At 50.2% G+C, this 26177-nt stretch carries 26 protein-coding genes; 3 read left to right on the top strand and 23 right to left on the bottom strand.

Translation table 11 applies throughout. The features are described 5' to 3' along the window. Positions 1-11: 11 nt before the first annotated feature. From CZ345_RS00350 to CZ345_RS00295, 12 genes are all read right to left on the bottom strand, one after another. On the bottom strand, positions 12-971 hold the full coding sequence (locus tag CZ345_RS00350; RefSeq protein ID WP_077071222.1) for an aldo/keto reductase: 960 nt from the start codon (positions 969-971) through the stop codon (positions 12-14). A gap of 122 nt (positions 972-1093) precedes the next feature. Further along, positions 1094-1633 carry a flavodoxin family protein gene (locus CZ345_RS00345; protein WP_077071221.1) on the bottom strand — a complete coding sequence of 180 codons (540 nt, stop codon included), beginning with the start codon at positions 1631-1633 and terminating at the stop codon, positions 1094-1096. Between the two features lie 10 nt (positions 1634-1643). After that, positions 1644-2222 carry a flavodoxin gene (locus CZ345_RS00340; RefSeq protein WP_239446563.1) on the bottom strand — a complete coding sequence of 193 codons (579 nt, stop codon included), beginning with the start codon at positions 2220-2222 and terminating at the stop codon, positions 1644-1646. A 214-nt stretch (positions 2223-2436) separates the two neighbouring features. Further along, positions 2437-3288, bottom strand: coding sequence for an aldo/keto reductase (locus tag CZ345_RS00335; protein ID WP_077071220.1), 852 nt, complete (start codon positions 3286-3288; stop codon positions 2437-2439). A gap of 100 nt (positions 3289-3388) precedes the next feature. Then, entirely contained in the window at positions 3389-4558 is a 1170-nt protein-coding gene (locus CZ345_RS00330) for an iron-containing alcohol dehydrogenase (RefSeq protein WP_077071219.1), read from the bottom strand. A gap of 162 nt (positions 4559-4720) precedes the next feature. Beyond that, positions 4721-5800: an alpha/beta hydrolase gene (locus CZ345_RS00325; RefSeq protein WP_204224176.1), complete on the bottom strand. Its 1080-nt coding sequence runs from the start codon at positions 5798-5800 to the stop codon at positions 4721-4723. 24 nt (positions 5801-5824) lie between these two features. Next, positions 5825-6307, bottom strand: a complete 483-nt coding sequence (locus CZ345_RS00320) for a (R)-mandelonitrile lyase (protein WP_239446562.1) — start codon at positions 6305-6307, stop codon at positions 5825-5827. A 94-nt stretch (positions 6308-6401) separates the two neighbouring features. Beyond that, positions 6402-7457 carry an alpha/beta hydrolase gene (locus CZ345_RS00315; protein WP_077071217.1) on the bottom strand — a complete coding sequence of 352 codons (1056 nt, stop codon included), beginning with the start codon at positions 7455-7457 and terminating at the stop codon, positions 6402-6404. Between the two features lie 30 nt (positions 7458-7487). Beyond that, the gene (locus tag CZ345_RS00310) at positions 7488-8246 is read right to left on the bottom strand and encodes a carboxymuconolactone decarboxylase family protein (RefSeq protein WP_239446565.1); all 759 of its coding nucleotides are present in this window, start codon (positions 8244-8246) and stop codon (positions 7488-7490) included. A gap of 169 nt (positions 8247-8415) precedes the next feature. Further along, a complete protein-coding gene (locus CZ345_RS00305) occupies positions 8416-9315 on the bottom strand; it encodes an AraC family transcriptional regulator (RefSeq protein ID WP_077071216.1) in 900 nt (299 codons plus the stop codon). Positions 9316-9345: 30 nt separating this feature from the next. Next, complete coding sequence (locus CZ345_RS00300) at positions 9346-10323, bottom strand: DUF362 domain-containing protein (protein ID WP_077071215.1); 978 nt, start codon at positions 10321-10323, stop codon at positions 9346-9348. Positions 10324-10504: 181 nt separating this feature from the next. Beyond that, positions 10505-10738 (bottom strand): hypothetical protein, encoded by a 234-nt coding sequence (locus CZ345_RS00295; RefSeq protein WP_077071214.1) that lies wholly within the window; start codon positions 10736-10738, stop codon positions 10505-10507. Between the two features lie 200 nt (positions 10739-10938). Between CZ345_RS00295 and CZ345_RS00290 the strand changes: the two genes are divergently transcribed. Together CZ345_RS00290 and CZ345_RS00285 are read left to right on the top strand one after the other, a co-directional pair. Next, positions 10939-11319 carry a plasmid mobilization protein gene (locus CZ345_RS00290; RefSeq protein WP_077071213.1) on the top strand — a complete coding sequence of 127 codons (381 nt, stop codon included), beginning with the start codon at positions 10939-10941 and terminating at the stop codon, positions 11317-11319. Continuing rightward, positions 11282-13531: a DNA-primase RepB domain-containing protein gene (locus CZ345_RS00285; RefSeq protein ID WP_077071212.1), complete on the top strand. Its 2250-nt coding sequence runs from the start codon at positions 11282-11284 to the stop codon at positions 13529-13531. The genes CZ345_RS00290 and CZ345_RS00285 overlap by 38 nt, the downstream gene beginning before the upstream one ends. 120 nt (positions 13532-13651) lie before the next feature. Here CZ345_RS00285 and CZ345_RS00280 read toward each other — a convergent pair whose 3' ends face one another. The 9 genes from CZ345_RS00280 to CZ345_RS00240 all read right to left on the bottom strand — a co-directional run bounded on the left by CZ345_RS00280 (position 13652) and on the right by CZ345_RS00240 (position 23250). Then, complete coding sequence (locus CZ345_RS00280; RefSeq protein ID WP_077071211.1) at positions 13652-15244, bottom strand: hypothetical protein; 1593 nt, start codon at positions 15242-15244, stop codon at positions 13652-13654. Positions 15245-15654: 410 nt separating this feature from the next. Further along, positions 15655-16041 carry a nuclear transport factor 2 family protein gene (locus tag CZ345_RS00275; protein ID WP_077071210.1) on the bottom strand — a complete coding sequence of 129 codons (387 nt, stop codon included), beginning with the start codon at positions 16039-16041 and terminating at the stop codon, positions 15655-15657. A gap of 65 nt (positions 16042-16106) precedes the next feature. Further along, positions 16107-18080 (bottom strand): oxidoreductase, encoded by a 1974-nt coding sequence (locus tag CZ345_RS00270; protein ID WP_077071209.1) that lies wholly within the window; start codon positions 18078-18080, stop codon positions 16107-16109. A 39-nt stretch (positions 18081-18119) separates the two neighbouring features. Continuing rightward, a complete protein-coding gene (locus CZ345_RS00265; RefSeq protein WP_162274895.1) occupies positions 18120-18851 on the bottom strand; it encodes a flavodoxin family protein in 732 nt (243 codons plus the stop codon). Positions 18852-18867: 16 nt separating this feature from the next. Then, complete coding sequence (locus tag CZ345_RS00260) at positions 18868-19422, bottom strand: flavodoxin family protein (RefSeq protein WP_077071207.1); 555 nt, start codon at positions 19420-19422, stop codon at positions 18868-18870. 80 nt (positions 19423-19502) lie between these two features. Beyond that, the gene (locus tag CZ345_RS00255; RefSeq protein WP_162274894.1) at positions 19503-20393 is read right to left on the bottom strand and encodes a radical SAM protein; all 891 of its coding nucleotides are present in this window, start codon (positions 20391-20393) and stop codon (positions 19503-19505) included. Positions 20394-20508: 115 nt separating this feature from the next. Next, entirely contained in the window at positions 20509-21147 is a 639-nt protein-coding gene (locus tag CZ345_RS00250; protein WP_077071205.1) for a TetR/AcrR family transcriptional regulator, read from the bottom strand. Between the two features lie 163 nt (positions 21148-21310). Continuing rightward, complete coding sequence (gene traI, locus CZ345_RS00245) at positions 21311-22930, bottom strand: TraI/MobA(P) family conjugative relaxase (protein WP_077071204.1); 1620 nt, start codon at positions 22928-22930, stop codon at positions 21311-21313. After that, positions 22927-23250 (bottom strand): plasmid mobilization protein, encoded by a 324-nt coding sequence (locus CZ345_RS00240; protein WP_077071203.1) that lies wholly within the window; start codon positions 23248-23250, stop codon positions 22927-22929. Before CZ345_RS00240 ends, traI begins: the two co-directional genes overlap by 4 nt. 450 nt (positions 23251-23700) lie before the next feature. On the opposite strand from CZ345_RS00240, the gene CZ345_RS00235 reads away from it, so the two are divergent. Further along, positions 23701-24039, top strand: a complete 339-nt coding sequence (locus CZ345_RS00235; protein ID WP_077071202.1) for a hypothetical protein — start codon at positions 23701-23703, stop codon at positions 24037-24039. 79 nt (positions 24040-24118) lie between these two features. On the opposite strand, the gene CZ345_RS00230 is transcribed toward CZ345_RS00235, so the two are convergent. Further along, positions 24119-24343 carry a helix-turn-helix transcriptional regulator gene (locus CZ345_RS00230; RefSeq protein WP_077071201.1) on the bottom strand — a complete coding sequence of 75 codons (225 nt, stop codon included), beginning with the start codon at positions 24341-24343 and terminating at the stop codon, positions 24119-24121. 261 nt (positions 24344-24604) lie between these two features. Next, the gene (locus tag CZ345_RS00225) at positions 24605-25798 is read right to left on the bottom strand and encodes a tyrosine-type recombinase/integrase (protein ID WP_077071200.1); all 1194 of its coding nucleotides are present in this window, start codon (positions 25796-25798) and stop codon (positions 24605-24607) included. Between the last annotated feature and the right edge of the window lie 379 nt (positions 25799-26177).

Here is a 26177-nt window from a genome sequence, read left to right as displayed (position 1 = left end):
GATTTCCTGCACTAGAAGTACGTTTCATCCACATCGAGGGATGCCAGAGATGCGTTAATGGCCGCAAGTTCTTCATTGGAAAGGTTAATAAGTGAAGCTCCAAGATTTTCTTCTAGGCGTTGAGGACAAGTGGTGCCGGGAATGGGAATAATAAAAGGCCGTTGCGCCAGTTCCCAAGCGAGGACAATCTGGGCGGGAGTCGCCTGTTTTGCGAGGGCGGTGTCCTGGATGAGTTTCAGCAGACACTGATTGTGCTCCATGACGTTATGGTTGAATCTTCCCATGAAGCTGCGGAAGTCTCCTTCCTCGTACACGGAATTACGGGTAAAGCGCCCGGTTAGAAAGCCGTTGCCCAGAGGACTGTAGGCAACAAAAGCAAGGCCCATGGCAGAACACAGATCAAATAGTTCATGTTCCGGTTCGCGCCACATCATGGAATACTGGTTTTCCACTGCTGCCAGAGGGCATACGGCATGAGCTCGTTTCATGTATTCCACGGAGGCATTGGAAAGACCCCAGGCAAGAATTTTTCCTTCCTTTATCAGGGTGCTCATGGTGTCTGCCACCGTTTCCGGTTCAACAGACGGGTCTGTACGGTGCTGATAGTAGAGATCAATGTGATCAGTTTTAAGCCTGTTTAAAGAACCTTCCACCTGCACACGGATAGATTCCGGCCTGCTGTCCAGCAGATTGACCGGTTTGCCGTTTTCAATGCGCTGGCCAACAATTCCGAATTTTGTTGCCAATACGACCTTATCACGCATGGAAGAGAACGCTTGTCCCAGAAGTTCCTCATTGGTGGTCCCATAAACGACAGCAGTATCGAAAAAAGTACACCCCAGCTCCACAGCCCGGTGGAGTAGTTTGACCATGTCTTTTCTCGGTGCGGGGGTACCATATGCGTGGTCCATCCCCATACAGCCAAGCCCGATTTCGGAAACTTGCAGGCATCCTAACTTGCGCTGTTTCATTTGATACACCTTTCTGAAATATTTGGGGGGCTGATACCGGCACGTCGTGCAGACCGGACATGCTCAACCTGAATCTCCCCTGCTTTTCGTCAGTCTCACAGTCCGGCCGCACGGCGTAACATCTATACTCGACGACCCATTTCATAGGCCTCCTGCATAGCAGGCCTGGATTCTATTTCTCCCGCAGCATATACGCCTTTTCCGTAAATAACGCCGCGTTCAACAGAGCCTTTGAGACATTTTGCCAGACCTCGCAGACACTCAAGCGTGCAGTCCATGACGGTGTCACTTTCTTCTGCTGATGTCATAATATAATAAAATTCTTTATTTTTAATCGTCAGCCATTGCGCTACGGTACGGTCGATAAGGGCCTTCATTTGCGCGTCAACGGAGTAAAAATAAACGGGGCTTGCCATAACAATGACATCAGCTTTGTTCATGTTATCAAGGATCTCTCCCATATCATCCTTGATGATGCAGACTCCGTTGTTGTTTTTGCAATGGTAGCAGGCCAGACAGTAACTAATTTTCCTGTCCCGCAGAAAAACAGTTTCCACCTGATGTCCACGTTCTTCTGCTCCGCGTGCAAAGGCGCGGCACAGTGCGGCGGAATTTCCGTTTTTACGAGGGCTGCCTGCCAAGATAAGAATTTGTTTGCTCATGATTTTCTCCTTATTTTTTCAGACCGATTTCCTTCAGCCACTCGGCCACCCCAGAGGGGGCACGTTCCATGCGATTTCTGGAAAGAACATAACTGTTACGTATTACGGTCGCGTCGGGCTGACAGTTCTGTATGGCCTGAACGGTGTTGGAGAGCCCGCTGCCGCCGTGGGTGCAGAAGGGAATAATGGTTTTGCCGGAGAGATCGTACTGTTCAAGAAAGGTGTACAAAATCATCGGCATATCCCCCCACCAGTTGGGATAGCCGAGAAAAATGACATCGTAGCCGGCAACATTGACGGTTCCGGAAATAGCAGGGCGGGCATTTGTGTTTTGTTCTTCCTTGGCCAGATCAACCAGAGTTCTGTGATCGGTGGGATAGGGAACCTGCGGAATGATGCGGAATATGTCGCCGCCGGTCATTTCCTGAATCAGCATGGCCACATACTGAGTGTTGCCGAGAACTTTTCCGTCGATGACGACGGTACTGTTTTCCTCTTCCCTGGTCATATTGTGGGGATTGTCCGTTTCCGGCATGGAAAAGTAGACGACAAGGGGTTTTGTTTCATTGGCGTCTGCAGCGTGGGACAAGGCAGGACTCAGCAGGGGAGCAAACATACTGAACGATAGTCCCAGACTTATCATTTTTAAGGCATTGCGTCTGGAGATGTTTGAGAACGCCGAATTCACATAGGTGTCATGAGGGAGCTTCATAATGCCTCCACAGGCTTTGAATTTTTCCTTGAGCGCGTGGTTCAGTTTTTCCTTGATCTTCCGTTGTGATTATGCTTGCCGAGACTTTCCGTCAGTCATGTATTTTGTATTTCTTCAGCAGAAGTTCTCCCAGTCCCGGAGTTTCGGGATTATGGGTTCCTATGCCGGTATCCAGACCATGCATCTTCTCCATTTCCTCTTCCGTCAGAGAAAAATCGAAAATGTCGATGTTTCCGGCAATTCTGGATGGGGTTGTTGATTTGGGCAGCACCACTATTCCATCCTGTATTTCAAAACGAAGAATGATTTGCCCGGAGTTCTTGTGATACTTTTGTGCCAGTGAGGTGATGTAGGGGTGATCAAGCAGTTTCTTGTCACCATGACCGAGAGGATACCATGCCTCCAGGACGACGCCGTCTGCTGCAAGAATCTTCCGCAGTTCCTTCTGCTGAAAGAAAGGATTGCATTCCACCTGATTAACGGCAGGCAGGGTGCCAAAGTGAGGAATAAATTTTTTCCAGAGAGACGGGGTCATGTTGCTGACCCCTATGGACTTCAGTTTTCCTTCTTTTTGGGCTTCTTCCAGAGCCCTCCATGCACCTGGTACGTCACCATAGGGCTGGTGGAGCAGGTAGAGGTCGATATAGTCGATATTCAGCTTCCGGAGTGATTCATTAATGCCTGCTCTGGCCGCTTCATATCCATAATCCTGAATCCAGAGCTTGCTGGTGACAAAAAGGTCTTTCCTTGAAATACCACTGTCTCTGATGGCGTTGCCGACTTCCGTTTCGTTGAAGTAGGCTGCTGCCGTGTCAATGTGACGATAGCCTGAGATCAGTGCTTGTTTGACGGCGTTATAGGTGGAACCGTCATTGGGAATCATGAACACCCCGAAACCTACTGCAGGAATGGAGTTGCCGTCGTTCAACAGAAAGTTTTTCATTCTTCGCCTCCGATGAGGTCAGCGAGTTTTACGTCTGGCATTGAAGTTTCGTGCTTTTGGGGAACCTGAGAGTGGAAGAGGCGACGTCGTCGCGTCATGGTCAGAAACATTCTTCCAGAATGGACAGAATTTCCGTAGTCGTCATGTGTTTATAGCTTCCCTGTGAGATGTTGCAGGAGTCAGCCACATCCTTGAGTACGTTTTTTTCGGTAATTCCCAGGGAACGCAGAGAGTCGGGCAGACCCAGCTCTTTGATAAATGCCGCCAGAGTCTCTACCCCGGCTCGAGCGAGTTCTTCCTCACTTTTTCCTTCCGCCGGAATCTGCCAGACGTTTCTGGCAAAGGATGCAAACTTCGTCAGTCCGTAAGTATAGATATGCCGATAGTATACCGGACTGATCACGGCGAGACCGCAACCATGATTGCAGCTTGTATAGGCCCCAAGCTGATGTTCAATCTGGTGGGCCTGAAAATCCATCTTCTTGCCCAGTTTGATGATCCGGTTTTCAGCCATGGTGGAAGCCCACATAAGATTGCTGCGGGCCGTATAATCGTCGGGGTTATGAACTGCTTTGCGCAGATTTCTGATAACGCTGCGCATGAGAGCTTCGGAAATGTCGTCCGAGACGTTGTCTTCATCAGGTTCGCTGAAATAGGTTTCCATAATGTGGCTCAGAATATCAAAGCCGCCGGAAGCCGTTTGCAAGGGAGGAACACTCATGGTGTAGGACGGGTCAAGCAATGCAAATTTCGGATTGCACTGGGGATAATCCCGTCCGGTCTTTATTTTGCTTGCTTCATTGGTAATGACGGCACCGCCGTTCATCTCACTCCCCGTACCCGTTACCGTTACCACAACGGCAAGAGGGAGAGGGGAAAAGTCTATCGTTCCTGAACTGGCCCAGAAGCGTTCCCATATGTCGCCTTCTGCAACGGCTGCCAGCGAAATGGCCTTACAGCAGTCCATGACTGATCCACCGCCTACGCCGAGAATCAGATCAACATGCCGTTCTCTGGCGAGAGTCGCACCTTCCTGAACTTTTGCATATGTGGGGTTGGACATGATATTTGGAAATTCAACGATGGTCTTGCCCGCAGCCTGGAGGACTGCAACAATTTCATCATAGATACCGTGTCGTTTGATGGATCCACCACCATAGGCAAGCATGATAGTATTTCCATAGCTATCAAGAAGATTCGGAAGATGTTTCCGTACACATTCTTTGCCGAAATAAACCTTGGTAGAGTTTTCAAATACAAAATCTTTCATGATGAAATCCTTTGGTTCTTTTTCCTACAACGGGCGTAATGGAAACGCCATATATAGGAAGGGATGACGGGAAAACGTAAAAGGTGCTGGAACCGGACTGAAAGTTTTTCTCACATCGGTATAACATGTGGGAACGTGTATTTTATGAAAGTGAAGAGACTATTATTTCAGACTGTCCCGGAAAAACTTTTCAAGCCTGTCGAATGGAATCAGATCTATTTTGTCATAAAGGTCGAAGTGTCCTGCGTTTTTTACGACAAAAAGTTCTTTGGGGTTCGCAGCCCTGGCATAGGCGTCTTCCGAAAAAGGTCTGGAATGTGCCTTTTCTCCCATGATGAAAAGCATGGGACGCGGTGAAATCGTTTCGATATCATTAAAGGGATAAAAATTCATAAAATGAATGTTTGTGACCATATCCGAACGGGTATTGATATCAGCAGATTCACCATCAGGAATAAATTCGCCCCTGCCGCGGTAAAAATCATAGGAAGCTTTGCGGGTAGCGGGAGAATTGGCATCTACAGTGAAAGGAGAACCTCCCGTAAATCTCTGCTCATCACCAAGAAAACTGGAATAACGTTGTTCTGCGGCTTCGGAGATGGTCTTTTTACGCTGTTCGAGAGGGATGGCCCCCCGCAGGCCGCTGCGCCGCATTTCCCCGATGTTATACATGCTCACGGTGGCGACAGCTTTCATACGCGGATCAATCTTCGCCGCACTGATAACAAAACTTCCACTTCCGCAGATTCCGAGAATGCCTATTTTTTCCCGATCTACAAAATCCCTTGTGCCGAGGAAGTCTACGGCGGCACAAAAAGTTTCGGCGTACAGGTCAGGCGCAATGCCGTGGCGGGGAATACCGCCGCTTTCTCCCCAGAACAGCTGATCAACGGCAAGGGTCACAAAGCCTCGGGCAGCAAGCTGTGCGCCATATACGCTTGAAGCCTGTTCCTTGACGGCTCCCATGGGATGTCCGATGATGATGGCGCTTGCCTTGCCTTTGAGCTGTTTGGGCATGAACAGGTTACCGACTATTTCCATGCCGTACTGGTTACTGAAGCTCACACGATAAAGCCGTACATTGTCATCAACGGAAAATGTCTTGAAGTTCCGGTTGGTAACTTCCGCCATTGTCGTTGCAGGCTTGTATATTTTTCCTTGTTCGGAGCGAGCCTGAGGCGATACCGCAAAGAATAGAATACCACAGAACAGACAGACAACTGTTGCTTTTTTCATATTCATGAGAGTCTCGCAGGATCAAGGGTGTTACCGTGCATGATACTGTTCATCTGTGACGCTCTCCATCCACGTTACGCTGCTTCCTTCCAAATGTTCTCCTATGGCGAGATGCGTCATTGCGTTATTGGGCATAGCTCCATGCCAGTGTTTGACATTGGGGGGGCACAGCACCACGTCTCCTTGGCGGATAACCTGTACCGGGCCTCCCCATTCCTGAGTCAGTCCGACGCCGAATGTAACGAGCAATGTCTGGCCCAACGGATGGGTATGCCAGTTGGTGCGCGCACCAGGCTCAAAGGTAACGTAGGAACCGTAGACGCGTTGCGGAGCCTGAGTTTCAAAAGCCGGGTCAACGCGGACATTACCTATGAAGTTTTGCTTTGGAGCTGGAGATGAGTGGCGGGACTCTCCCGAAATCACGATCTGTTTTTGGGGGGCGGCATATGTCGAAGACGCGGCCATGACTCCGGCAAGCAACAGGCAAAGAGTGAAAAGGGAAAGGCGTTTCATGATAGTCTCCATGAAAAATTGCGGTAAGAGCAGGAGGGCATGGCGAGTACACGCCATAGTGGCCCTCCTGCTGGCTGCTTTTTGCAATCAGCAGCTATTTCAGATTCTTCCCGTAGAATTCCGTGAGCTTGGCAACGGCCTTATCCACATATTCGGGAACAAAATAGGTCTGAATATGCGTGGCACCGGGAATCTTGAAGAGTTCCTTGTCCTTGGTGCCGGTAGCCTTTTCAAAAGCTTCTTCACTCATGTACAGAGAGTCTGCCTTTTCTCCGGCCATCATCAGCAGAGGAACATTGATGAGTTCGATATTGTCGGTAGCATCCCAACTCATCAGTTCCATGAGACTGCTGGTTGTATAACGGAATGTTGAATTGGGGTGACGATGCGTACGCCCATAGTAGATCATGCCTTCCCGATACAGATCGGTCGGAATTTTGCTGATACTTTCATCAGTAAGAGCATCAAAATCGATATTGCAGGAATAGCTGATATCCCCAGATAGTTCTTTTATACGGGCATCGGAAGCATCTTTCAGACGTTGTTGAATGGAATCAAGCTGAGTATTCATGTATCCGTTGCGCCGTACCTGGCCGGAATTGAACATACTCAGAGTTGCGACTGCCTTGAAGCGCTTGTCGGACTTCGCCGCATTCAGAGTATAACCGCCACCGCCGCAGATACCGAGTACACCGAGTCTTGCCGCATCTACACCCGGATAGCTGCTGATATAGTCAGCCATGCCGTGAATGTCTTCCGTACGATAATAGGGCTTGTCGACATTTCTCGGCTGGCCTTCGCTGGCTCCTTGATATGCGGCATCAGCCGCTATGGTGATGTAGCCTTTTTCTGCCAGACGCTGGGCATAAAGTCCGGCCACCTGTTCTTTTACGCCTCCGTTGGGATGAGCCACCACGACGGCTGGATATGTTTTCGTAGCTTCATATCCGGCGGGAGTGTATACGTTGGCCGCAATCTTCAGACCGTTCAAAGTATAGGTGACAGGGTGGATATTTACTTTTCCTTTGACGTTTTTCGTAATGGCGTCTTTATAAACGAGACCGAAAGGATTGCCTTCTGCCGCATGGGCGGTACATGCAAATGCCAAAGCAGAGGCCATAGCCACGGCTGCCAGAGAAAATTTTTTCATGATTGTCTCCTTTCATGCGAAAGCATGCTGTTATTTGGACTGTGTTCTGTTTTTCAAAACATGAGCTAACGTCTTTTCGGCCAGTTCCGCTTCTGGCTTGCCGACTTTCGTTTCAAGTACGGATACGAACGCTTTCATCTGCTCTTCGCTCCATCCGACGACCAGACAGCAATTCAGATGGGAACGAAGCTGGGCTTCTGCCGGAAGGCTGGCCAGAGCGGAAACCGTGGCCAGTTCCCGTTCCTGGAAGTTGAGGATGTCGCGGCTGAATATGTCGCCGAAAAGATGCTCCTTCAAAAACGTGTCGATAACAGGGGCGAATTCATAAATTCGTCCGCTGGCAGGCCTGCCGATGACGGCAGTCTGGTTCGCTGTACCGAGTTCGCGGATGTTCGCCGTATCGGGCAAAGGTGTGGCATCACGGCCTTCTTCATCATGAATACCCTGAGCGTTACGCTCATCAAGCAGAGCAATGAAGGTGTTCAGGCCCGTCAGACTGCGGGGGAACCCCGTGTAGGCGTACATCTGGACAAGAATTTCCTTGATTTCGTTGACCGTCATGCCGTTTTGCAGACCTTCCGCAAGAGCCCCTTTCAGCTTTTCCGTGTCCCCTTTTGCGGTAAAGGCCGCTATGGAAACGATACTTTGCTGTTTGCCGCTCAATGCTGACACGGAATGCGTGCTTTCGGCATGCGCCATTGCAGGCAGGCCCATTGTTACAGTACAGCATACGCCCAGAATCGCTATGAATATCTTGGAAAACACTGGAACCTCCTTGCTGATGTGCATCAAGACGTTTTCCTTTTGTTGATATCAACATAGAGCTTCTTTTATCTATGAACTATACATATTTAGTGCTGTTTTTTGCCTATTTCGCTCAGTGCTGTCGGCAAAATAAAAAAGCGAGAAGCCTTGAAAAAATAAGGCTTCCCGCTTTTAAAATAGTTAAAATAGTATGTTATGATTTTTTTCTGGCAACGTCTCTATGGGGAGGCTCTCCGAACTGGCGCTTGTATTCTCTGGTAAATTGCGAGACGCTCTCGTAACCTACTGAAAGAGCAGCAGTTCCGGCATCTTTTCCCTCAATGAGCATAAGACGTTCAGCTTCATAAAGTCTCAGGCGTTTCTGGAACTGGAGAGGGCTGAGGCTGGTGATTTCTTTGAAATGCCGATTGAAAGTAGAGGGGGCCATATTGACCTGTCTTGCCAGTTCTTCCATGCGAAGAGGGGTCGTGTAATGCTCTCTTAGCCAGGCAACTGCCTGAGCAATCTGACTAGCCTGTGTTCCGCTGGTATTGAAAAGGCGCAGGCATCCCCCCTGATTGCCGCTAAGCAGGTAGAAGTGGATTTCTCTGAGGATCAGGGGAGACAGAATCGGAATTCTGGATGGAGTGTCCAGAAGCTCTACCAGACGTATAAAAGCATCCAGCAGATCTTTACTTACATCGGAAACAACTACCGGATTGAGAGGCTCGGTATTTTCTATGAGAATTGTTGGCAGCTCAGCAATCTGTTGTGAAATGATGCGTCTATCAAGGCGGACAGATAGGGAAAGAAATGGGACCTCTTCAGATGCACCGGTTACATGAAAAACTCCCGGCATATCGACGCCGACGACGACGCATTGATTTTTACCGTAATTAGCTTGGTGGTCGCCGATTATCGAATGTTTGTATCCTTGTACAACAAGAGCCACCATAGGGGTATAGAAACATCGGGAGGCTTTGGTATCTTCATTATAACGAGCTAGTGCCAGTCCTGGAATGGCTGTTTCTAGTCTGGAAGGTTCGGGTAACCATTTTAATAGTTTTTTTCTGAGAACAGTATTCTGTTTTGACAGACTTGTGACGTCACTCATATACCCTATCCCTCAATGGAGCTATATGTTTCAGACTGTGATTAGCTCATAGTCGCTATTTCCCATGCCCAGCAGTCTCATGTATTCAAGTTGACATAAACCGGAACGGCTAGCGATACGTTCCACTAAATCATGATTCTGCTTGGCGGGCAACTGAAAGACCATGTCTATCGAAGCCTGTTCAATCGCAAGAAGATCGGTTGAAGCCAGTATTCCCAAATCGGGAATTTTCGGTGCAGCAGCGCTTGTCCCTGCACAGTCACAATCAACAGATATTTTGCGCAATACATTGATATAGACAATACGTTTCCCGAAATGATGAGTGATGCCACAGCCCCCTTCAACCATGCGTTGTAACATTGCTGGACCAAGTTCCCATCCCTTTTCAGTAAGGGGATGATGAATTTGGAGTTTTCCGCCATGGGGGGAAGAGCAGCCAATGGCAATGTTTTTTAAGGAACCGCCGAATCCGGCTATTGCGTGTCCTTTGAAGTGAGTCAATACAATCATGGAATCATAGTTCAAAAGATGTTTTCCTACATATATTTCGGAAAGTTGCTGTCCTCCAGGAATTTTAAGAGGCGTATCGCCCTCGGCATCCATGATATCGACATCGGAAAAAGTCCAGCCATTAATTTTAAGAGTTTTTCGATGGCCTTCAGTGGTTTGACGTGGACTGTCGTAAAGAACATTACATTCTACAATAGTGGATTTAGGAATATTTTCTTGAATGTTTTTAATCCATGCAGGGGGAAGTATATTCGGCCCATGAGGTTCACCGGTATGTACTTTAAGGGCAATGTTACCTCCGATATTCTGATTTATCTTGCCGTAAAGTCGGAGCATTGCTTCTGGAGAAATTTCTTTGGAAAAGTAGACAGTTGCCCGTGGATTGATATGTGCAGCTTCTGTTGCTTGTACAGATACAGGAAATGCTCCGGCAGCAGCAGTTCCAAGCATGCACGAACCTTGCTTCAAAAAAGCGCGGCGGGAAAGATAACCTGACATGAAAATTCTCCTGAATTAAGTGAAATCATAAGAGATTACGAGATATAACTTTACCACCGGGGGAGCTCAAAATGTATGCCGGATTCGCTGTAAAAAATGCCTAATTCGCTCAGTTGTAATTAAGAATAGGCGATGTTTATATTGATTAATGTGAATTATATTTATTTTTAATTATACCAAATCACACCTTCAAAAATTTTTTTATAAGATATGCAGGAATAATAATGCCTGCATTTTTTAATATGATACAGATGTCTTTTGGGGAATATCCTTTTTGAAAAGCTTTTTGGAAATCTTTTTCTAATATTTCAGCTGCTTCCTCCCGAGTTTTTCTGTGGTCTTTTTCAGGTAACTCGGTGAGCAGTCGTTGAGCCAACTTGATTTGTTCCGGTCGCAAAGTTCCACGTTTTTCCATAAATTTTCCTTTTGTTATTGTGTTTGTAATTACTATAGCCGAAAATTTTCATTACCTGCAATTTCGCCACTCCACGACAGGAGTTCTTCGAGGCAGGATGGTAGTTGTGACACACAACTACCATCCTGCCAGAAGGCTGACGCCCTCTGGACTCCCGGAATGCTCGGCGCTTCGCTTCTCGCATTCCAAAGGCAAGAGGCATGAAAGGCAAAAAGAGCAATGCGGAAGGCGGCGGTGTTTCCTCATCAAAACTCTGGGTTACAGTGCGGGTTTCCCCGGAGGAAAAAGCGCGTCTTGAACAGCAGGCGGATATGGCGGGGCTGTCCGTTTCCGCGTATCTGCGCCGGAGGTTTTTCGGAGGACGCCCGCTCATAGCCCACACCGACGCCATGATGATTCGGGAACTTCGCCGTATCGGGGGCCTGCTCAAGCACAACTTTGAAACGCTCCGGCAGTCAGGTGCCGGTGCGGATATGCTTGAGCGGCAGGAACGGGCGTTGGGGCTTCTGATTTCCGCCATTGAGCATCTTGGAGTGCCCGGCCATGATAGTGAAGAAAGTCAGACGGGAAATCGTCGATAAGCCGAAGACGTGGCAGATCGGGGATCTGGTGGATTACATCCGCTTTCCTCACAACAAGAATCCGCAGGAAAAGGTCGCCCATGCGGGCAGCAGGAATTTCCTGACTTCCACGCATAACGGCCAGAAGATGGAAATGATCGCTCTGGCCGAAGAGTCGGTTCACAGCAAAATGCCGGTGCAGCACTGGATTTTTTCATGGCAAGAGGGAGAGCAGCCCACGAGGGAACAGGTGGATGAGGCTGTGGATATTTTTCTGGGGCACATGGGGCTGACCGGTCATCAGACCGTGTACGGTCTGCATTATGATACCGATAACTACCATCTTCACATTGCGGTGAACCGCATGAATGAGGAAACGGGAAAAGTCGTTCAGCCGCACAAAGGATTTGATATTGATGCGGCGCACAGGATTCTTGCGCTCATTGAACACGGACAGGGATGGAAACCGCAGGAAAAAGCCCGGTATGTCGTGCTGGAAAACGGTGAACTGGCCCGGAGAAAGAGCGGCAGGGAAATAAAACCTCGACAGGCCGCCTTGGACGTTGAACACGCCACGGGAGAGAAGTCTGCCCAGCGTATCGCACAGGAGCGGGGGCATGACATCATACGGGATGCAGACTCATGGGAAGACATGCACCGGAAGCTGGCAGAAGTCGGTCTCCGTTTTGAGAAAAAAGGGTCCGGCGCGGTCATTTTTGTGGGAGACATTGCCGTGAAGGCTTCTTCCGTGGACCGGGCTTTCAGCATGAAAAAACTTTGCAGAAAATGGGGAGAGTTCACGGAAGGAAACTATACGAAGGAGCAAGAAGCATTGCCGCCGGAGCCGGTGAGTTCGGTAAACCTGGAAGAATGGAAACTCTATCAGCAGGAATTTGAGGAAGAAAAAGAGGCACGAAACGACGAGGCAATAACGCCGGTCGACTCCCTGCGAAAGCGGCAGAGAGAACAGCGTCGGAATAGTCTTGCCCGGCTGGCGCAATACGGCGTGCCGGTACTGAATATTGCCCGTCATTGTCTGAAAATACAGCAGAGGGAAGAGCGACGTTTCCTGCGGGGCACGGGGAAAAAGGCCAGGCGGCATAAACCCCGGTTTGAGGCATGGCTGCGGGCAAAAGGACTGCATCGTCAGGCAGGACTCTGGAGGTATCGTTCCGCCTGGGAAAAGACAAGACACACCCCGCCGCCGGTGCCGGACAGAGGAAGAGAATCCATGCGGGAAATGGAGAATTTCAGGCTCTATGCCGCAGCCGTCGGAGCAGACAGGTATCGAGTGACCTGCATCGCCATGGAGACAAACGGGAATAAAAAGACCTTCATTCTCGACAAGGAAGGCGGCGTTACCAGGGGATTTACCCCTGAAGAACTGGTCTTGCGCATACCTGAGATGCTCAGGCTCCAGCGGCGCGAAGAGAATATATATTACACGCCGTTATCTGAGGGAAAGCATCATGTGCTTATCGACGACATGACGGCGGAAAGTCTGGTCCGGCTGCAAAGGGACGGATACCGGCCTGCGGTCATTCTGGAGAGTTCTCCGGGGAATTTTCAATGCCTTCTGACCATCGCAAAACTGGGGAGCCGTTTTGACCGGGATGTGGGCAACCGGCTTACGGAACGGCTGAACAAGGAGTATGGAGATAAAAAATTGTGCGGTTGCATTCACCCGCACAGAGCGCCGGGCTTTGAGAATCGAAAACCGAAGCATCGTCGGGAAGACGGTTCCTTCCCGGAGGTGAAACTTCTGGTTGCCGAAAAACGTGAGTGCCGCAAGGGGCTGGAGCTGGCCCGACAGATAGCCGGGGAATATGAGGCCGCCGCTGAGAGCAGAAAACGATGTCCGGTACTGCATCAGGGAGGCGGACCTTCAGGCGATGCCGTTACCGCCTATCATGCTCACCTGGAGGATATTCGCCGTCACCTGACCATTGAAGACTACTCCCGTGTGGATGCCATGATCGCCCTGCGACTTCGCGCTACCGGCCATAGCCGGGATGCTGTGATGGAGACTGTCCGGCAATGTGCACCCTCTATCCGGGAGACGCCCGCACGCAGAGACTGGCAGCGATACGCCGAACGCACGGCGGATTACGCTTTCGGCACAGCGGGAGATGTAGAGCTGGCGAAGTATGAAACATACCGGGAACTGTGGCGACGAGTGGAGGAACGTGCCGGTATGCAGCAGAAGTCTGCACACCATACGCGCATGAGGTAATTTGCGGTCTTTGGGGATTGCGGAAGTCGGACAGCTGTGCGGCAACTTGAGCGAATCATTCACAGTAAGAAGCGCCTTTTGAGCTATCAATTCAAAAGGCGCTTCTGTCATGCTGATGCTTTATCTCATTCGCATGGAGAAAGTCTCCTGCACAGGAGGCGCAGTGATGTTTTGTGTTTCCGCCACTTTCTTATAGATGCTGGCATAGTCCAGAGTTTCCTTGAGCGTATCAAAAGAGGCATGGACGGTTCGCGCACCGTTGATGATGTGGTCTTTTTCATACTGAACACGCAGGCCGACTTTACCCTCTTCCGTCTGGAATATTCTCAGCTCAAATATTCCGCCGTCCCCCGTTTCAACCTTCAACTCGTGTTCCTGTTTGCCGTAAAAATCCATGCCGGAAGGCCGGAATCCGGCTTTTTCCATGGCTTGGCGATAGGAGTCGCCCTCCGTTGCCGAAGCTGCGGAGAGATCCTTCTCAGGATGCGTCATGGCATCGGCAAAACCGAGCAGTGCGGCATCCTGGCGTGCGAAATTCAGGGCGTCTTCTCTGCTCTCAAACTGCTTGAAGCGGACACCGGGAGGGCCTTTCACAAGGGAGTGCCAGAGATTGTCGTCGTACAGGCAATGGATGGGCCACCTCGTAGTTTCACGCACATGGGAACGGTTCAGAAGGTAACCGACCTGACTGTGCGTGACGGCGTACTCCGTCTGGTCCCCCTGCTCACCAAAGGTAAGCGTACAGACACGGTGGTCTTTCGGCGCCGCGTCTGCCATGGAGAAGGGGGCGTCGGGAGTTTCCTGCCTGGTCTCTTCTGCCGGAGTCGTGTCGGCCCCGGCGTCGGAAGTCTTTGGTGTCCAGTGGGAAACATAGCTCGCGTCATCCTGCATACGCTGCAACTCCCGGATGATAGCGCTATGATTTTCCCGCGCCAGGGTCAGTTCCTCCTTCTGGGGAAACTCCCTGCCGAGCGCTTCTCTGGTTGTTTCCAGTTCCGCCTTTTCATGACGGCAGGTTTCCCGAAATTTTTTCATGGCTTCATCGAAACCTTTGGCCAGGAAGTTGTCCATGCGCTGGAACAGACCGGAAAGACTGAGTTTGGCGTCAAAGAGATAGACGAGATTGTCCGGCTTGAACTCCTGTCCATCCGTACCTGTCACAACGATTCTGAACCCCTCCTTGCCGCCGAAGGACTGGGCATAGCGTTCAAGGTGCATGGCGAAGCCCCGATAAGAGCCGAACAGTACCCTGGCTCCGGCATTGCGCGTGATCTCCTTCACGCAGCCGAGCAGAATATCCTTTATTTTTTCGCCGTCTCTGTCCGTCAGCATCTTGTCTCCCGCAAAGAGTTCTATACGGATTTTTTCCTTGTCTTTTTCCTTGATGATATGGGTGTGGCTGTCCCGGTGCCGGATGTTGGCGGCGTAGGCGCTTTCCGCCTTGGCAAGACGCTCATCGGTTCCGTTGAGCCACTTCAGCCTGTCGCGCAGACGATGCTGTCCCCGCTGATGCTGGGAATACAGGGCTTCCAGCTTGCGAAGGTCTGCGGCAAGCTGAACCTGCATGAGAATCAGCGGATTGCCTGAAGCTGCGGCCTTCATTTCGGCGGCGTTGGCGGCCTCGCTCTGCACGTCGTCGATAACGCGCTGGAGCAGATCGCCCTTGCGGAACTGCTCGATGGCAGCCGCCTTGTACTCTATGGTCTGCCACATCCGAACTTTTTGTCTACATTGTAATATATTGAAATAGTATATAAAATTTTTATATATTACCTCTGATACCCCTCGAAATACCCACATTTTTGAAAGATTCAAAAAAAATTTTCTGGACGGCTTTGGACTGCTCTCGAAAGATGTGGCGTGAAAACGAAGAAGCTCGCGTCATTCTTTATGGAACAGGCTTCTTTATAAAAGTCTTTATGTAATAACGTATATAAATAATCTATTTTTACTGACCAAATAACCCTCTATGACTGCTGGATGATTATGTTTGTGGCTAGATATTTGGGGATAGTCCCAAAAGAAAACCGCGAAATCCGTGAAACGGAAATCGCGGCTTTTCGTTTTTTTAGTGCATTAGGTAGTTAGAGGGGCCTGCACGATCTGACTACACACATGGCATTTTATTTTTTCTGAATGGTATTGGAGTTCTGGTTATAGGCTTTCGCCACGCACTTCCATTCACCGTTCATCTTCAGCAGGAGCAGCACATCGGTAAAATCAATGCGATTGCCCCAGCCCTGCTCAAGAACACGGACAACAGCCAGTGTTTCCTCTAATAGCAGAACGTCTATACGAGCCTTGAAATTGTCACCACCGGGAACAGTATCCACATTGTGATAGAACTGCTCAATGGAGCCATGCTCCAGCTTACCGTCAAGGTAGCCGAACAGAACTGCTTCATTAATAAACAGTTCCTTTGCGTACTTGCTGTTGCCTTCAGCAACGCTTTTGACAAATTTCATCGCAGCTTCTTCTACAGCCTGATACTCTTTCAATTCCGCTCTCATAGTGATTACCTCCTTGTAATAATAACACCTTTTTATATAAAGCATTTTGCTTTATACCATAGGAATTAGATATTGTTGCCGACTTCATAACCGTCCCATACAGCATGGAGAATCGTGCTGACCTGTTGACCGTCACCGATCTCATAGACTACAGAACCATTCTTCCGTAGCTCTTGCGTCATAGCCTGCACAGGTCGGAATCCAACGGCAATGACAATGGAATCTGCTTCCAGTTCCTTTCTCTGTCCACAGTATTCCAAAATTGCTTTTCCGTTTTCAACGGCAGAAAGTTTATGTCTTTCCAGCACATTTACATGGTAATATTCAAACAGGTCAGGAATCATCTGTGCATTGGGAATAGGAGATGGAATCCCGGCGGAAAGAATCTTCGGCAATGCCTCAACGACAGTAACTTCTTTGCCCTCCTGAGCATAATCCAGCGCCATCTCGCAACCTACCAAACCACCGCCAATGATGATTACCCTCTGTCCTACTTTTTCCGGGTGTGCAAAAGCCTCCACACACCCGATGACCTTCTTATCGTCCATTCCCGGAATGTTCGGCATGATGGGAATAGAACCAACGGCTAGGATGATCACATCTGCTCCCATATGCTTAACCTGCTCTGCTGTAACAGCTTTTCCTGCATGGATTTCTACCGGTAGAAGGTTCAGTTCGTTCCGATACCAAGCGTTCAGTTCCCGGACCTCTTTTTTGAAACGGTGCGAACCGCCGGGAATCAGATTGCCTCCCAATTGTTCATTTTTTTCGTACAAAGAAACCTTATGCCCCCGCATAGCGGCAACTCTCGCAGCTTCCATACCAGCTACGCCTCCGCCAACAATAAGTACCTTTTTGGGCTGTACAGCGGGACGTATAGCAAAGCGAAGTTCCCGCATGGCAGTAGGGTTGACCGCACAAGAGGGCTGTTTCCCTTGCTGGAGTCGGGTAATGCACCCCTGATTGCAGGCAATACAGGGCCGGATACGTTCCGTGTGTCCGGTTAATACCTTGTTCGGATATTCCGGGTCAGCCAGTGCGGCACGCCCCATAACGACAGCGTCGATTTTTCCATCACGGATGGCTGCCTCGGCAATATCAGGGTCGTTCATCCGGCCGCCCGCAAGAATGGGAATGTTCACCGCTTCTTTGGCCTTTGCCGCCATTTCCACAAGATAGCCTTTCGGCATATACATGGGTGGACATGCGTAATAAAAAGAATCATAGGTGCCGGTATCCACACTCAGGCAGTCATAGCCATAGGATTCCAACATTTTTGCAATCTGAATACCTTCTTCCAGGGGACGTCCGGCTTCTTCTTCACCCGTGAGTGTTGCCTTTTCAAAATCTTTTACAAAGGTTTTCAGGCCCAACCGCATACTGACAGGATAATGGCTGCCGCATTCCTGTTTGATACCCTCCAGAATTTCCTTCGCGGCGCGTAGGCGGTTTTCCAGACTGCCGCCATATTCATCCGTACGGCGGTTCATCATGGACAAGGCAAACTGATCTAGGAGATACCCCCAATGGATGGAATGGACTTCCACACCGGCAAAGCCGGAATCTTTTGCGATTTTTGCCGACTTAATGATTGAGTCGATTTTGGATTTAATCTGGTCATGGGTCAGCTCCGGTGAAACCTCTCCCGGATGGCGGAATACATGAACGGGCGAAGGGGCAGGAAGATTTGGATAATTGCGCCCCAGCCCCATAGTGATCTGGGCAAAAATTTTTGTTCCATAGGCGGTCGCCCGTTCATTCAATTCTGATGCGGTCATTTTGAAAGCGTCCGGATTCTGCAGAATGGCAGGCCCAATACCAGTATAGGGGTCAACAGTATAATCCGCAGCCAATGCCCCGGTAAAAATCAAACCAAATCCGCCTCTGGCCCGCTCCACCAGATATTGTATTGTTTCGTCTTTCAGGCCGCCGCCGGGAAGGTGATGCTGTCCTCCGCCAATGGGAGCCATACAGAAACGATTTTTAATTGTCAGGTCGCCGATTTGAAACGGCGTTCCTAAGTATTTATAATTCTGCATGAAAACACCCCCTTTCGAGATTGGTCTCGATTTTTAAATTTAGACGTTTCGTCCCATTTCCTCGGCTGTAACGAGAGCCTTATGTCCCTTTATGGCATTTTGCTCATGCACTCCGGTAACAAAAAGCCTTCCTCTATCCTGCCATCCTTTGAGTCCCAACATCTGACGGTAGGCTTCCGCAGGACCGGCAAAGGAGCGTGGAAACAGACTCTCACCACACATGAGCAGCATTGCCTCTTTTATCGGCAGATCCCGCAGCTTTTCTTTTTTGGAGTAGGGGTACAACCTGTCCATAGCGGATTTGATATGGCCGCTGAAGTTGTACCAGTAAAGAGGGCTGCAGAAGACCAGAAGTTCCGCTTTTTCAAGGAGCGGCCATAACTTTTCAAAATTATCCTGAAGTACGCAGGGAGTCCCGGTACTCCAACATCCTTCGCAGTGTAAACAGGCGCTCATGCGCATTTTTCCCGTAGAAAAAATATCCACGGTATGTCCGCTATCGAGTGCGCCTTTGGCAAAGGCTTCCGCCAAAAGATCGCTATTCCCTCCCACTCTTGAGCTTCCTGTAAGGATAAGAATATGCTTTTTCTTCCCTGTACCATGAGTCATAAAAGACTCCACCTTCATGGGAGAAGTAGAGACGAAATAGCGGAATAGTGTGCCTCCCACTGCGGCAAAAAGGGCGGCAGCACCTGCTCCAAAGAAAAGTCTGCGCCGTGAAAGACGGGGACGAGAGGAAACTTCTTCTGAGGAGTTTTGTGATTTGTGCATATCCGCCCTTCCTTTTTTACAGTGATGCGCCGAAGTTGAAGGCATCCTTCACAACAGGCTGACCTGCCACTGCTCCGGCATCAAATACGCCGCCAGCCAGCACCTGCCCCAGGTCTTTCCATTCAAGAAAGCTGAGGAGGGCATGATAGTAATCTATAACAGGTTTCCAGTTATCTGCACTGTTACCTTCAGCAGCCATAATAAGAGCACATTCTTTTTTAGGATTTACATAGCCGGGATTACATTCGGCAACGGCGAAAAGACGGTCAAACGCTGTTTTCAACTGGCCGGATATTCCCCAGTAGTACATGGGAGAAGCGAGGATAACGATGTCGGCTTCTTTGTATACGGGGTAGATTTTTGCCATGTCGTCCTTCTGTACACAGGGGCTGGCGGTGTCCTTACCGCCTTTTACACAACCCAGACAGCCGTGGATGTCCATTTTCTGCAAATCAAAACGGGTAACGGTATGACCGACACTCTTTGCGCCTTCGGTAAAGGCATCGCATAACATGGCCGTATTGCCTTTCAAGCGGGGGCTTCCGTTAAGGATAATGATGTTTTTGCTCATGGTTTCCTCCTGGTTTGGTAAATATTGTTGCCATAATGGGAGCTAATGTCAGTTTTTTTGAAGAAAAAACTGACCTAGTTCTACAAAGAGTGTTTAAGATGACGACAGACCATTTTTTCCAGCTCCTCATCGGAATAGGAGCGCAGAACTTCGTCAATGTCTTCCAGCGCACGGCGTTTTGCTTCTGCGTCATTATTGGCAAAACGGTAGTTGAGCGGGTTCAGGTAATGAATGCCATCATAAAAGGTATCAATTGTCAGGCCTTTCAGAAATGCCTGAAGCTCTTCTATCTTCTCCCGTTCCGATGCCTCTATGAATGCATGTCGTTCTTTCATTTCCGCCAGTGGCGTATGCGGAAAGACCGTCATGCCCGTCGTGGTAATGCGCTGCGGGTGCGTCTGATTGAACATCAGTGCCGTGGCTTCACCGCTGGCAACTCCCATTCCCTTGCCGCCCATGCCGATAATATAGAACGTGGTATACGTTATTCCCGCCTCATCCAGCCGCAGCAGTTGCTCCACAGTTTCGGAAGCGGAATGTCCCTTGTTCATGAGCGTGAGCACGGCATCATTGCCGTTTTCCGTGCCGATGTAGAGATGACTCAGCCCAAGACCGTAAAGTTCACGCAGCTCTGCCATGTTCTTGCCCGCAATGTCGTTAATACGGCTTTGCATGCTTACGCGTGCAAAGTGAGGGAAATGCTTGCGCAGCACGGCAAGATACGTTTTCAGTTTTTCGGCGGGCAGGGCAAAAGGGTTGGAGCCGGTCATATAAATGGGAGTATCGTCGGGGAAAAACTGTTTTTGAGCCAGAATTTCCCGCTCCAACTGGTCGGGCGTGACCGCCATGAAGGGGTAGCCCCTCGATACATAGCAAAAACGGCACCCGTTATAGGTGCAGCCCTGCGTTGCCCGCGGCAGGAATGAATGAGCCTCCTGTGGGGGGCGCATAGGTTGTTCGGTAAATTCCATGTGAAGCATCCCCTTTTTCATCTGTCAAAATGCTGTTTGATTATTTTTTTAGTGATTACTAAAAAAAATGTCAAGAGTGTTCCCCCACTTCTTAATCTGCTTGGCGAAGAAACAGCTATGCCTCGCAAAAATGTAGGGGCAGCATACGCACCGCGTGGGCGGCAATAGCCTTCAACTCAGATTGAAAAAGGCCGTCTCTGGCCTGAATGGACAAGCCTTCAAGCAGGGTATTAAGCGCTCCGGCCAAGGCGGGAACATCCGTATCCGGAGGTATCTGCGCATCGTGGATAGCCTGCCTGAGCCTGTCGGCAAACATTTTTTTTGTGGCAAGTCTGAGTTCACGCACGGATTCGATAATTTCTTTTTCTTCTTCAGCAATATTGATGGCAGCAAGCACGACCATACAGCCGCATGGCGTTTCTGGGGAGAGCAGTATTGTTGCGGATTCACTAAAAAAATTTGCAACCGCCGTGTATACATCAGGCTCCTTCATAAACCGTTTGGCTGGCGCGTCCCAATACCTACTTTCGTAATACCGAAGAGCCTCAAGAAAAAGAGAGGCTTTATTGCCGAAGGTGGCATACAGGCTGGGAGGCTTTATTTCCATAGCCTTACACAATTCCGCTACCGAGGTGGGCGCATACCCGTGTCGCCAAAAGACTTCCAGCGCCCTGTGCAGCGCCTGTTCACGGTCAAAGGCACGTGGACGGCCTTTTCCTCGATACGCGGAATCGGTGGAGTGTGTTGTGGTCATGAATATCTCGTTGGTTATCTGTAGTTATTGTTTTCAATAATAATTTTCTGAAAAAAATTCAATATGGCATTTTATTGCCAAACTATCTGAATAAACTGACGAAATTTGTTTCACATTTTTATATTATTCATTAAAAATATTTGGTGCTGTCATATCTTGCAACTTATCGTAAACGCATTCTGAACCGGTCGTGTTGCATTTCTTTTCGCGTAATGGAATCGGCTTCTCTGTCAAATTTTTGAATCTGCTCCAACGAGGGCTGGATATTGGCAATATCAATATCTCCCGCCGTACCAAAGGCGTACCAGACCACCCTGCGCCCGTAGTCTATCCGTTCATCACGGTTCTGCCCGTGGGGGCGAGCGGGGGCGTGTCTGTACAGCTCGTTGGCTACCTCCTGCATTGTATATCCGGCACAACGCATGTACAGGGCAATGGCCGCATCCAGCCGTGACTCATCCATTTTTTCAGGAAACCGTTTTTTCACCATTTCCCTGTAAGCGGCATACGAGGAAGCCAGCATGCCCACCTTGGGGAACTCGCGTTGCCTGACCTCCACGCCGGGAGCGATTCGTTTGCGGAAACGCCAGAGATTGGCGAGATACGGATTGCGTTTGCCCAGCCAGTACTTGAAGCGCGGGAGCTGTTCCGGTGTTTCTGATTGAGCCTGCCTGTCCCGCAACGCCGCTTTCTCCTCCCGTTCCTGTTCTTTCAGGCAATGCCGGGCAATGTTCAGCACGGAAAGCCCGTGCCGGGCAAAGCGGGCCGTGGTCGCTTCCCGGCGTTCCCGCTGACGCTGTTCCAGTGCTTCCCGTTCTTCCTCTCGCCTTTCTCTGGCGTTATGCTTCACCTCTTCCTGCCTCCGCCGTTCCTTCTGATACTCCCGCCACTCCTCTCGGCAAACGTGACTGACCGGCTCCGGAGCGGGCTTCCTGAATGCCCGTTCGGAATAATAGCTGGGTTTGAACTCTCCAAGCCGTTTGGAGAGTTTGGATAGAGAAAAATTCCTGTCCACGCTGGACGCCTTGATTGCCGTGTCTCCCACGAAAATCACCGCGCCGGAACCCTTGCGGACGAAACGCAGCCCCACCGTGTCCAGCCCGGCGTGAAGCTCTTCCCAACATGATGCGTTCTGAATGACGGCATGGGCACGCTCCTGCACAATGCGCATGGCCGATTTTTCTCCGGTGGCGTTTTCAAAGTCTTCCGCCTTTGGCTTGGGCTTTAGTCCTTCCCGCCGCTGGAGATTCTTGACCACATGGCCCTGTTCATTGACGCGATAGCGGGCGTTCATCTGCGGTGCCCATCCCTGCCGGTGTTCAATTTCCGTCACTATTTTATGCGCCTCGTTGATGTCGAATCCCCGGTGCGGCTGAATGACTTTCTGCGTGTAGGGATGCGTCCGGTTCACGGCAATATGGAGGTGATAATTACCCGTGTTCTTGTGCAGGGCGTAAATTGTCTGGTGTTCGGCAAGGTCCATTCCACGGAGAAAGAGACTGACCGCCTCGTCCACCTGTTCACTGGTCGGTTGTTCGTTTTCCTGCCATGACAGAATCCAGTGCGTGACCGGCATTTTGCTCTGGATGGATTCCTCGGCAAGGGAAATCATCTCCCTTTTCTGAGCGGCAACAGTTGTTGTCAGAAAGTTTCTGCTTCCGGCATAGGCGAGCTTGTCCTTGCCCCTGTCGTCGTGTTCGGCAAGAATATAGTCCACCAGACCGCCAATCATGACGGCCTTGGACTTTTTGAAGCTGGTACGCTTGAGTTTTTTGACAATCATTGTTTCTCGCTCAGGGCTTCGATGGCTCGCCGGATTTCCCGTAAGGCGGCGTCCAGTTCCGAAAGGGTGGCGGGATTTTCTGCCCGCTTTACCACCTCGAAATGATGCTTGAGCAGGCCCCCAAGCCGCCGCAGTTCCCGGATGGTCTGGTCGTCCGTTCTGGCGATGATGGGCCTGCCGCCGAAGAACAGCCGCCGCATGTACTCGGAAACGGAGATTCCGGCGGTGGCGGCCTGCCGAGTCAATCTATTCTCTTCCTCGGCGGTAAGTCTGAGCGTCCGCCGCCTCTGTAATCTGCTTGTCGCCTTACGCTTTTCCATCTGCCTTTCCTGCCTTTTTGAGAGCGTGAGAAGCGCAGCGCCGAACGCTCTGCGGGAGTCCAGAGGCGAAGCCTTTGGCAGGATGTTAGCTGTTGTCAGACAGCTACCATCCTGTAAAGAAGAACTCCCGGCGGTTTTGGGAACGGCCGTTCATTGCTTTGGGGGAAGCATTGCCCGCGCTGTGCTTCCGCTTTTGGCGTAAGCATAGATGAAAAATTACCTTGAAGGCCAGAGAAAAAAGCAAAAAGACTGTATTGTTTTTCTTTAAACGCTGACTTCAAAAATAAAAATAAGTTGTGAATGTGGAGATAAGAAAAAATATTTGTCCATATTTGTCTGCTATGCATTACAGAAATGCTCTATAGAGCATTACCGTTCATGAAGTTTTGTTGTGAATAACGCTTTCAATGTGGTAAGCGGAAAGGAATACGACAAGGAAGGTGATGCTTTATGGCAACGGCTCGACGCTATACGCTCGAACAGATAGAGGCCGCCCGGAAAAAACTCCGAAGCCTCCCGGTGAAAGAGGCGGGGAAGACACGCGGGGAAGTCGCGGAATTTTTGGTCAACGACATTAGAAAGGCCATGCGGCAGGGCTACACGCTGCGGGATATACGGGACTTGCTCGCGGATGTCGGGGTATCGGTTCCGCTCACCAGGTTGAAGGCTTTGTTTGACAAGGCTTCCGACTTGAAGCCGGTAAAGGAACAGGATGGAGCCGAAGAAGACACGCCCCCGCCCCATGAAGGCAACAGCAACGGGGAATGGGGAAGCGCAGACGGGGGATGACACAAAAAGAAGCGGCGCGGTCAAGGTTCATGCCTTGGTCGCGCCGCCTTTTGGGAATGGGTCAGATGGTGTATTCATTTTATTGCTTCACTCCGTTGCTTTCGTTCTGAACGGGGCTTCGGGAAAGCTGCCGCATGAAGGCCGAAATATCCGACGCTTTCCATACGGTTGTACGCGGTCCCAGCTTGATAGGTTGGGGGTAGCGTCCATCCTTGCAGCCCTGCCACCACGCGCTTTTGCTGATGGGGATTATCTTCAGTACCTGGGGCAGGCGCAAAAGGGATTCGTTTTCCAGATTTGACATGGGGAACCTCCATAGTGTTTTTCAACGTATATCACCGTTTTTTGCGGCGCTGTCGTTCCATGCTGAAAGCATGCTCCGACAATGTCCGATATTGTCCCGCCGGAACGAATACGACACAAAAAAATTTCTTGACAGGTTTTGGGAAATATTGCGGTTTCAGTATGGCTTTCATGAATTTATAACAATTCATCATAGCCAAGAAAATCGGCCCTGCTCTCAGGGAGGAATCTCTGGAACAGGGCCGGGGGCGTGTCTTGCCTTTTATGCTGCCTGTCGCGCCTTTTCGCGTAATGTGTCCAGATAGTCGGCGTACTCCTGCATCATCTTCCGGCGTTGCGGCAGATATTGGGCGCAGTTATACGCATCCCGGACGCCGTTCCGTTCCTGATGGGCGAGCTGGCGTTCTATCCAGTCCCGGTTATAGCCAAGCTCGTTGAGAAGTGTGGAGGCCATAGTGCGGAAACCGTGGATGCACATTACGTCTCTCCTGTATCCCATGAAGCGAAGCGCGTTCAGCATGGTTGACGGGCTGATGACGTTTCCATTGCCACGGGTGCCCGGAAAAATATATTTCCCTTCGCCTGTTACGCCGTGAAGGGAACGAAAGATGGCAAGCGCCTGTTCCGAAAGCGGAACATAATGGGGCGTGCGCATTTTCATCCGCTCCGCCGGGATGCGCCACAGCTTGTCCTCGAAGTCGATTTCCTTCCATTCCGCCCGCCGTAATTCCGTGGCCCGCACAAAGGTCAAGGGAAGCAGGCGCAAGGCGCAATGCGTCTGGAAAAAACCTGTGAAATTATCCAGATCGAGAAGCAGTTTCCCTACTTCCAGCGGGGCTGTCAGCCCGGCATGGTGTCTGGTGGGGATGGGACGCAATGCGCCGCGCAGGTCAGCCGTGATATTATGCTTGAGTTTGCCGCTGGCTATGGCGTAGCGAAAGATTTTTCCGCAGATTTGCACCACTCTGTGGGAAATCCATGTCGATTCGACTTCAAGAGGCTTACTGATGGCCAGCAGGTCTTGCGCTTCAATATTTGTTATGGCCTTTCGCCCAAGGGAGGGGAACAGGTATTTTTCCAGATTGAACATAAGCCTGCGACGGTGGGCGGGAGTATTGTGTGTTGTCTGCGTCTCATACCATTCAAGGGCGACCGCCCTGAATGTGTTGGCTTCCTCGGCGATGCGGGCCGCCCGAAGTTCCTTTTTGTGCTGGCCGGGGTCAATATCCTTTGCCAGCAGCTTTTTTGCCTCGTCGCGTTGTTCCCTTGCCTCTTTCAGGGAAACAAGGGGATACTCCCCGAAACTGAGGAGCTTGCTTTTCATGTTGAAGCGGTACGCCATACGCCACAACTTGCTTCCGGTTGTGGATACATAGATAAACAGCCCGCCGCCGTCGGCGTACTTTTTGGGTCTGTCGGCAGGCTTCAGGGTTCTGAGAAAGGTATCGGTTAACATGCTATTGCTCCGTCTGTTCAGTTTTGCGGGTATCAGCGTTTTCCAATAATTTCATGGAATTGCTTCCGCCGTTTTCTTGTGTGGGTATCCTGTCTGTTGCTTCTGTGTATCGTGGCCGCGATACCTTCTGTTATACCCGCAAAATTTGACGATGCAAGGCTTCCTTGTTGGACTTTATAGCACACTAATCAAATTTTTCTATAATAAAATCAAAATAGTATAAACTTACTTGGATTCATGGATACCTAAATAGTCTGCCACATCCGGGCGTCATACGTCTGTTTGGTGGCATAGTTGTAAATGCCCACGGAGAAGTGTTCCGGGTCGCGCTCATAGAACAGGTTGCCCTGGCGGATAATGCGCCCGTTGCGCTGTTCCA

Origin of the sequence: Mailhella massiliensis (assembly GCF_900155525.1) — a bacterium.
In the GTDB taxonomy this organism is placed as follows: Bacteria; Desulfobacterota; Desulfovibrionia; order Desulfovibrionales; family Desulfovibrionaceae; genus Mailhella; species Mailhella massiliensis.
The sequence above is the reverse complement of the archived record's forward strand: the minus strand, read 5'-3'. Positions and strand labels throughout refer to the sequence as shown.

Coding starts and splice junctions, on each gene's coding strand:
- CZ345_RS00350 (WP_077071222.1), bottom strand. CDS start 971: ATGAAACAGCGCAAGTTAGGATGCCTGCAAGTTTCCGAAATCGGGCTT.
- CZ345_RS00345 (WP_077071221.1), bottom strand. CDS start 1,633: ATGAGCAAACAAATTCTTATCTTGGCAGGCAGCCCTCGTAAAAACGGA.
- CZ345_RS00335 (WP_077071220.1), bottom strand. CDS start 3,288: ATGAAAAACTTTCTGTTGAACGACGGCAACTCCATTCCTGCAGTAGGT.
- CZ345_RS00330 (WP_077071219.1), bottom strand. CDS start 4,558: ATGAAAGATTTTGTATTTGAAAACTCTACCAAGGTTTATTTCGGCAAA.
- CZ345_RS00325 (WP_204224176.1), bottom strand. CDS start 5,800: ATGAATATGAAAAAAGCAACAGTTGTCTGTCTGTTCTGTGGTATTCTA.
- CZ345_RS00320 (WP_239446562.1), bottom strand. CDS start 6,307: ATGAAACGCCTTTCCCTTTTCACTCTTTGCCTGTTGCTTGCCGGAGTC.
- CZ345_RS00315 (WP_077071217.1), bottom strand. CDS start 7,457: ATGAAAAAATTTTCTCTGGCAGCCGTGGCTATGGCCTCTGCTTTGGCA.
- CZ345_RS00310 (WP_239446565.1), bottom strand. CDS start 8,246: ATGCACATCAGCAAGGAGGTTCCAGTGTTTTCCAAGATATTCATAGCG.
- CZ345_RS00305 (WP_077071216.1), bottom strand. CDS start 9,315: ATGAGTGACGTCACAAGTCTGTCAAAACAGAATACTGTTCTCAGAAAA.
- CZ345_RS00300 (WP_077071215.1), bottom strand. CDS start 10,323: ATGTCAGGTTATCTTTCCCGCCGCGCTTTTTTGAAGCAAGGTTCGTGC.
- CZ345_RS00295 (WP_077071214.1), bottom strand. CDS start 10,738: ATGGAAAAACGTGGAACTTTGCGACCGGAACAAATCAAGTTGGCTCAA.
- CZ345_RS00290 (WP_077071213.1), top strand. CDS start 10,939: ATGAAAGGCAAAAAGAGCAATGCGGAAGGCGGCGGTGTTTCCTCATCA.
- CZ345_RS00285 (WP_077071212.1), top strand. CDS start 11,282: ATGATAGTGAAGAAAGTCAGACGGGAAATCGTCGATAAGCCGAAGACG.
- CZ345_RS00280 (WP_077071211.1), bottom strand. CDS start 15,244: ATGTGGCAGACCATAGAGTACAAGGCGGCTGCCATCGAGCAGTTCCGC.
- CZ345_RS00275 (WP_077071210.1), bottom strand. CDS start 16,041: ATGAGAGCGGAATTGAAAGAGTATCAGGCTGTAGAAGAAGCTGCGATG.
- CZ345_RS00270 (WP_077071209.1), bottom strand. CDS start 18,080: ATGCAGAATTATAAATACTTAGGAACGCCGTTTCAAATCGGCGACCTG.
- CZ345_RS00265 (WP_162274895.1), bottom strand. CDS start 18,851: ATGCACAAATCACAAAACTCCTCAGAAGAAGTTTCCTCTCGTCCCCGT.
- CZ345_RS00260 (WP_077071207.1), bottom strand. CDS start 19,422: ATGAGCAAAAACATCATTATCCTTAACGGAAGCCCCCGCTTGAAAGGC.
- CZ345_RS00255 (WP_162274894.1), bottom strand. CDS start 20,393: ATGGAATTTACCGAACAACCTATGCGCCCCCCACAGGAGGCTCATTCA.
- CZ345_RS00250 (WP_077071205.1), bottom strand. CDS start 21,147: ATGACCACAACACACTCCACCGATTCCGCGTATCGAGGAAAAGGCCGT.
- traI (WP_077071204.1), bottom strand. CDS start 22,930: ATGATTGTCAAAAAACTCAAGCGTACCAGCTTCAAAAAGTCCAAGGCC.
- CZ345_RS00240 (WP_077071203.1), bottom strand. CDS start 23,250: ATGGAAAAGCGTAAGGCGACAAGCAGATTACAGAGGCGGCGGACGCTC.
- CZ345_RS00235 (WP_077071202.1), top strand. CDS start 23,701: ATGGCAACGGCTCGACGCTATACGCTCGAACAGATAGAGGCCGCCCGG.
- CZ345_RS00230 (WP_077071201.1), bottom strand. CDS start 24,343: ATGTCAAATCTGGAAAACGAATCCCTTTTGCGCCTGCCCCAGGTACTG.
- CZ345_RS00225 (WP_077071200.1), bottom strand. CDS start 25,798: ATGTTAACCGATACCTTTCTCAGAACCCTGAAGCCTGCCGACAGACCC.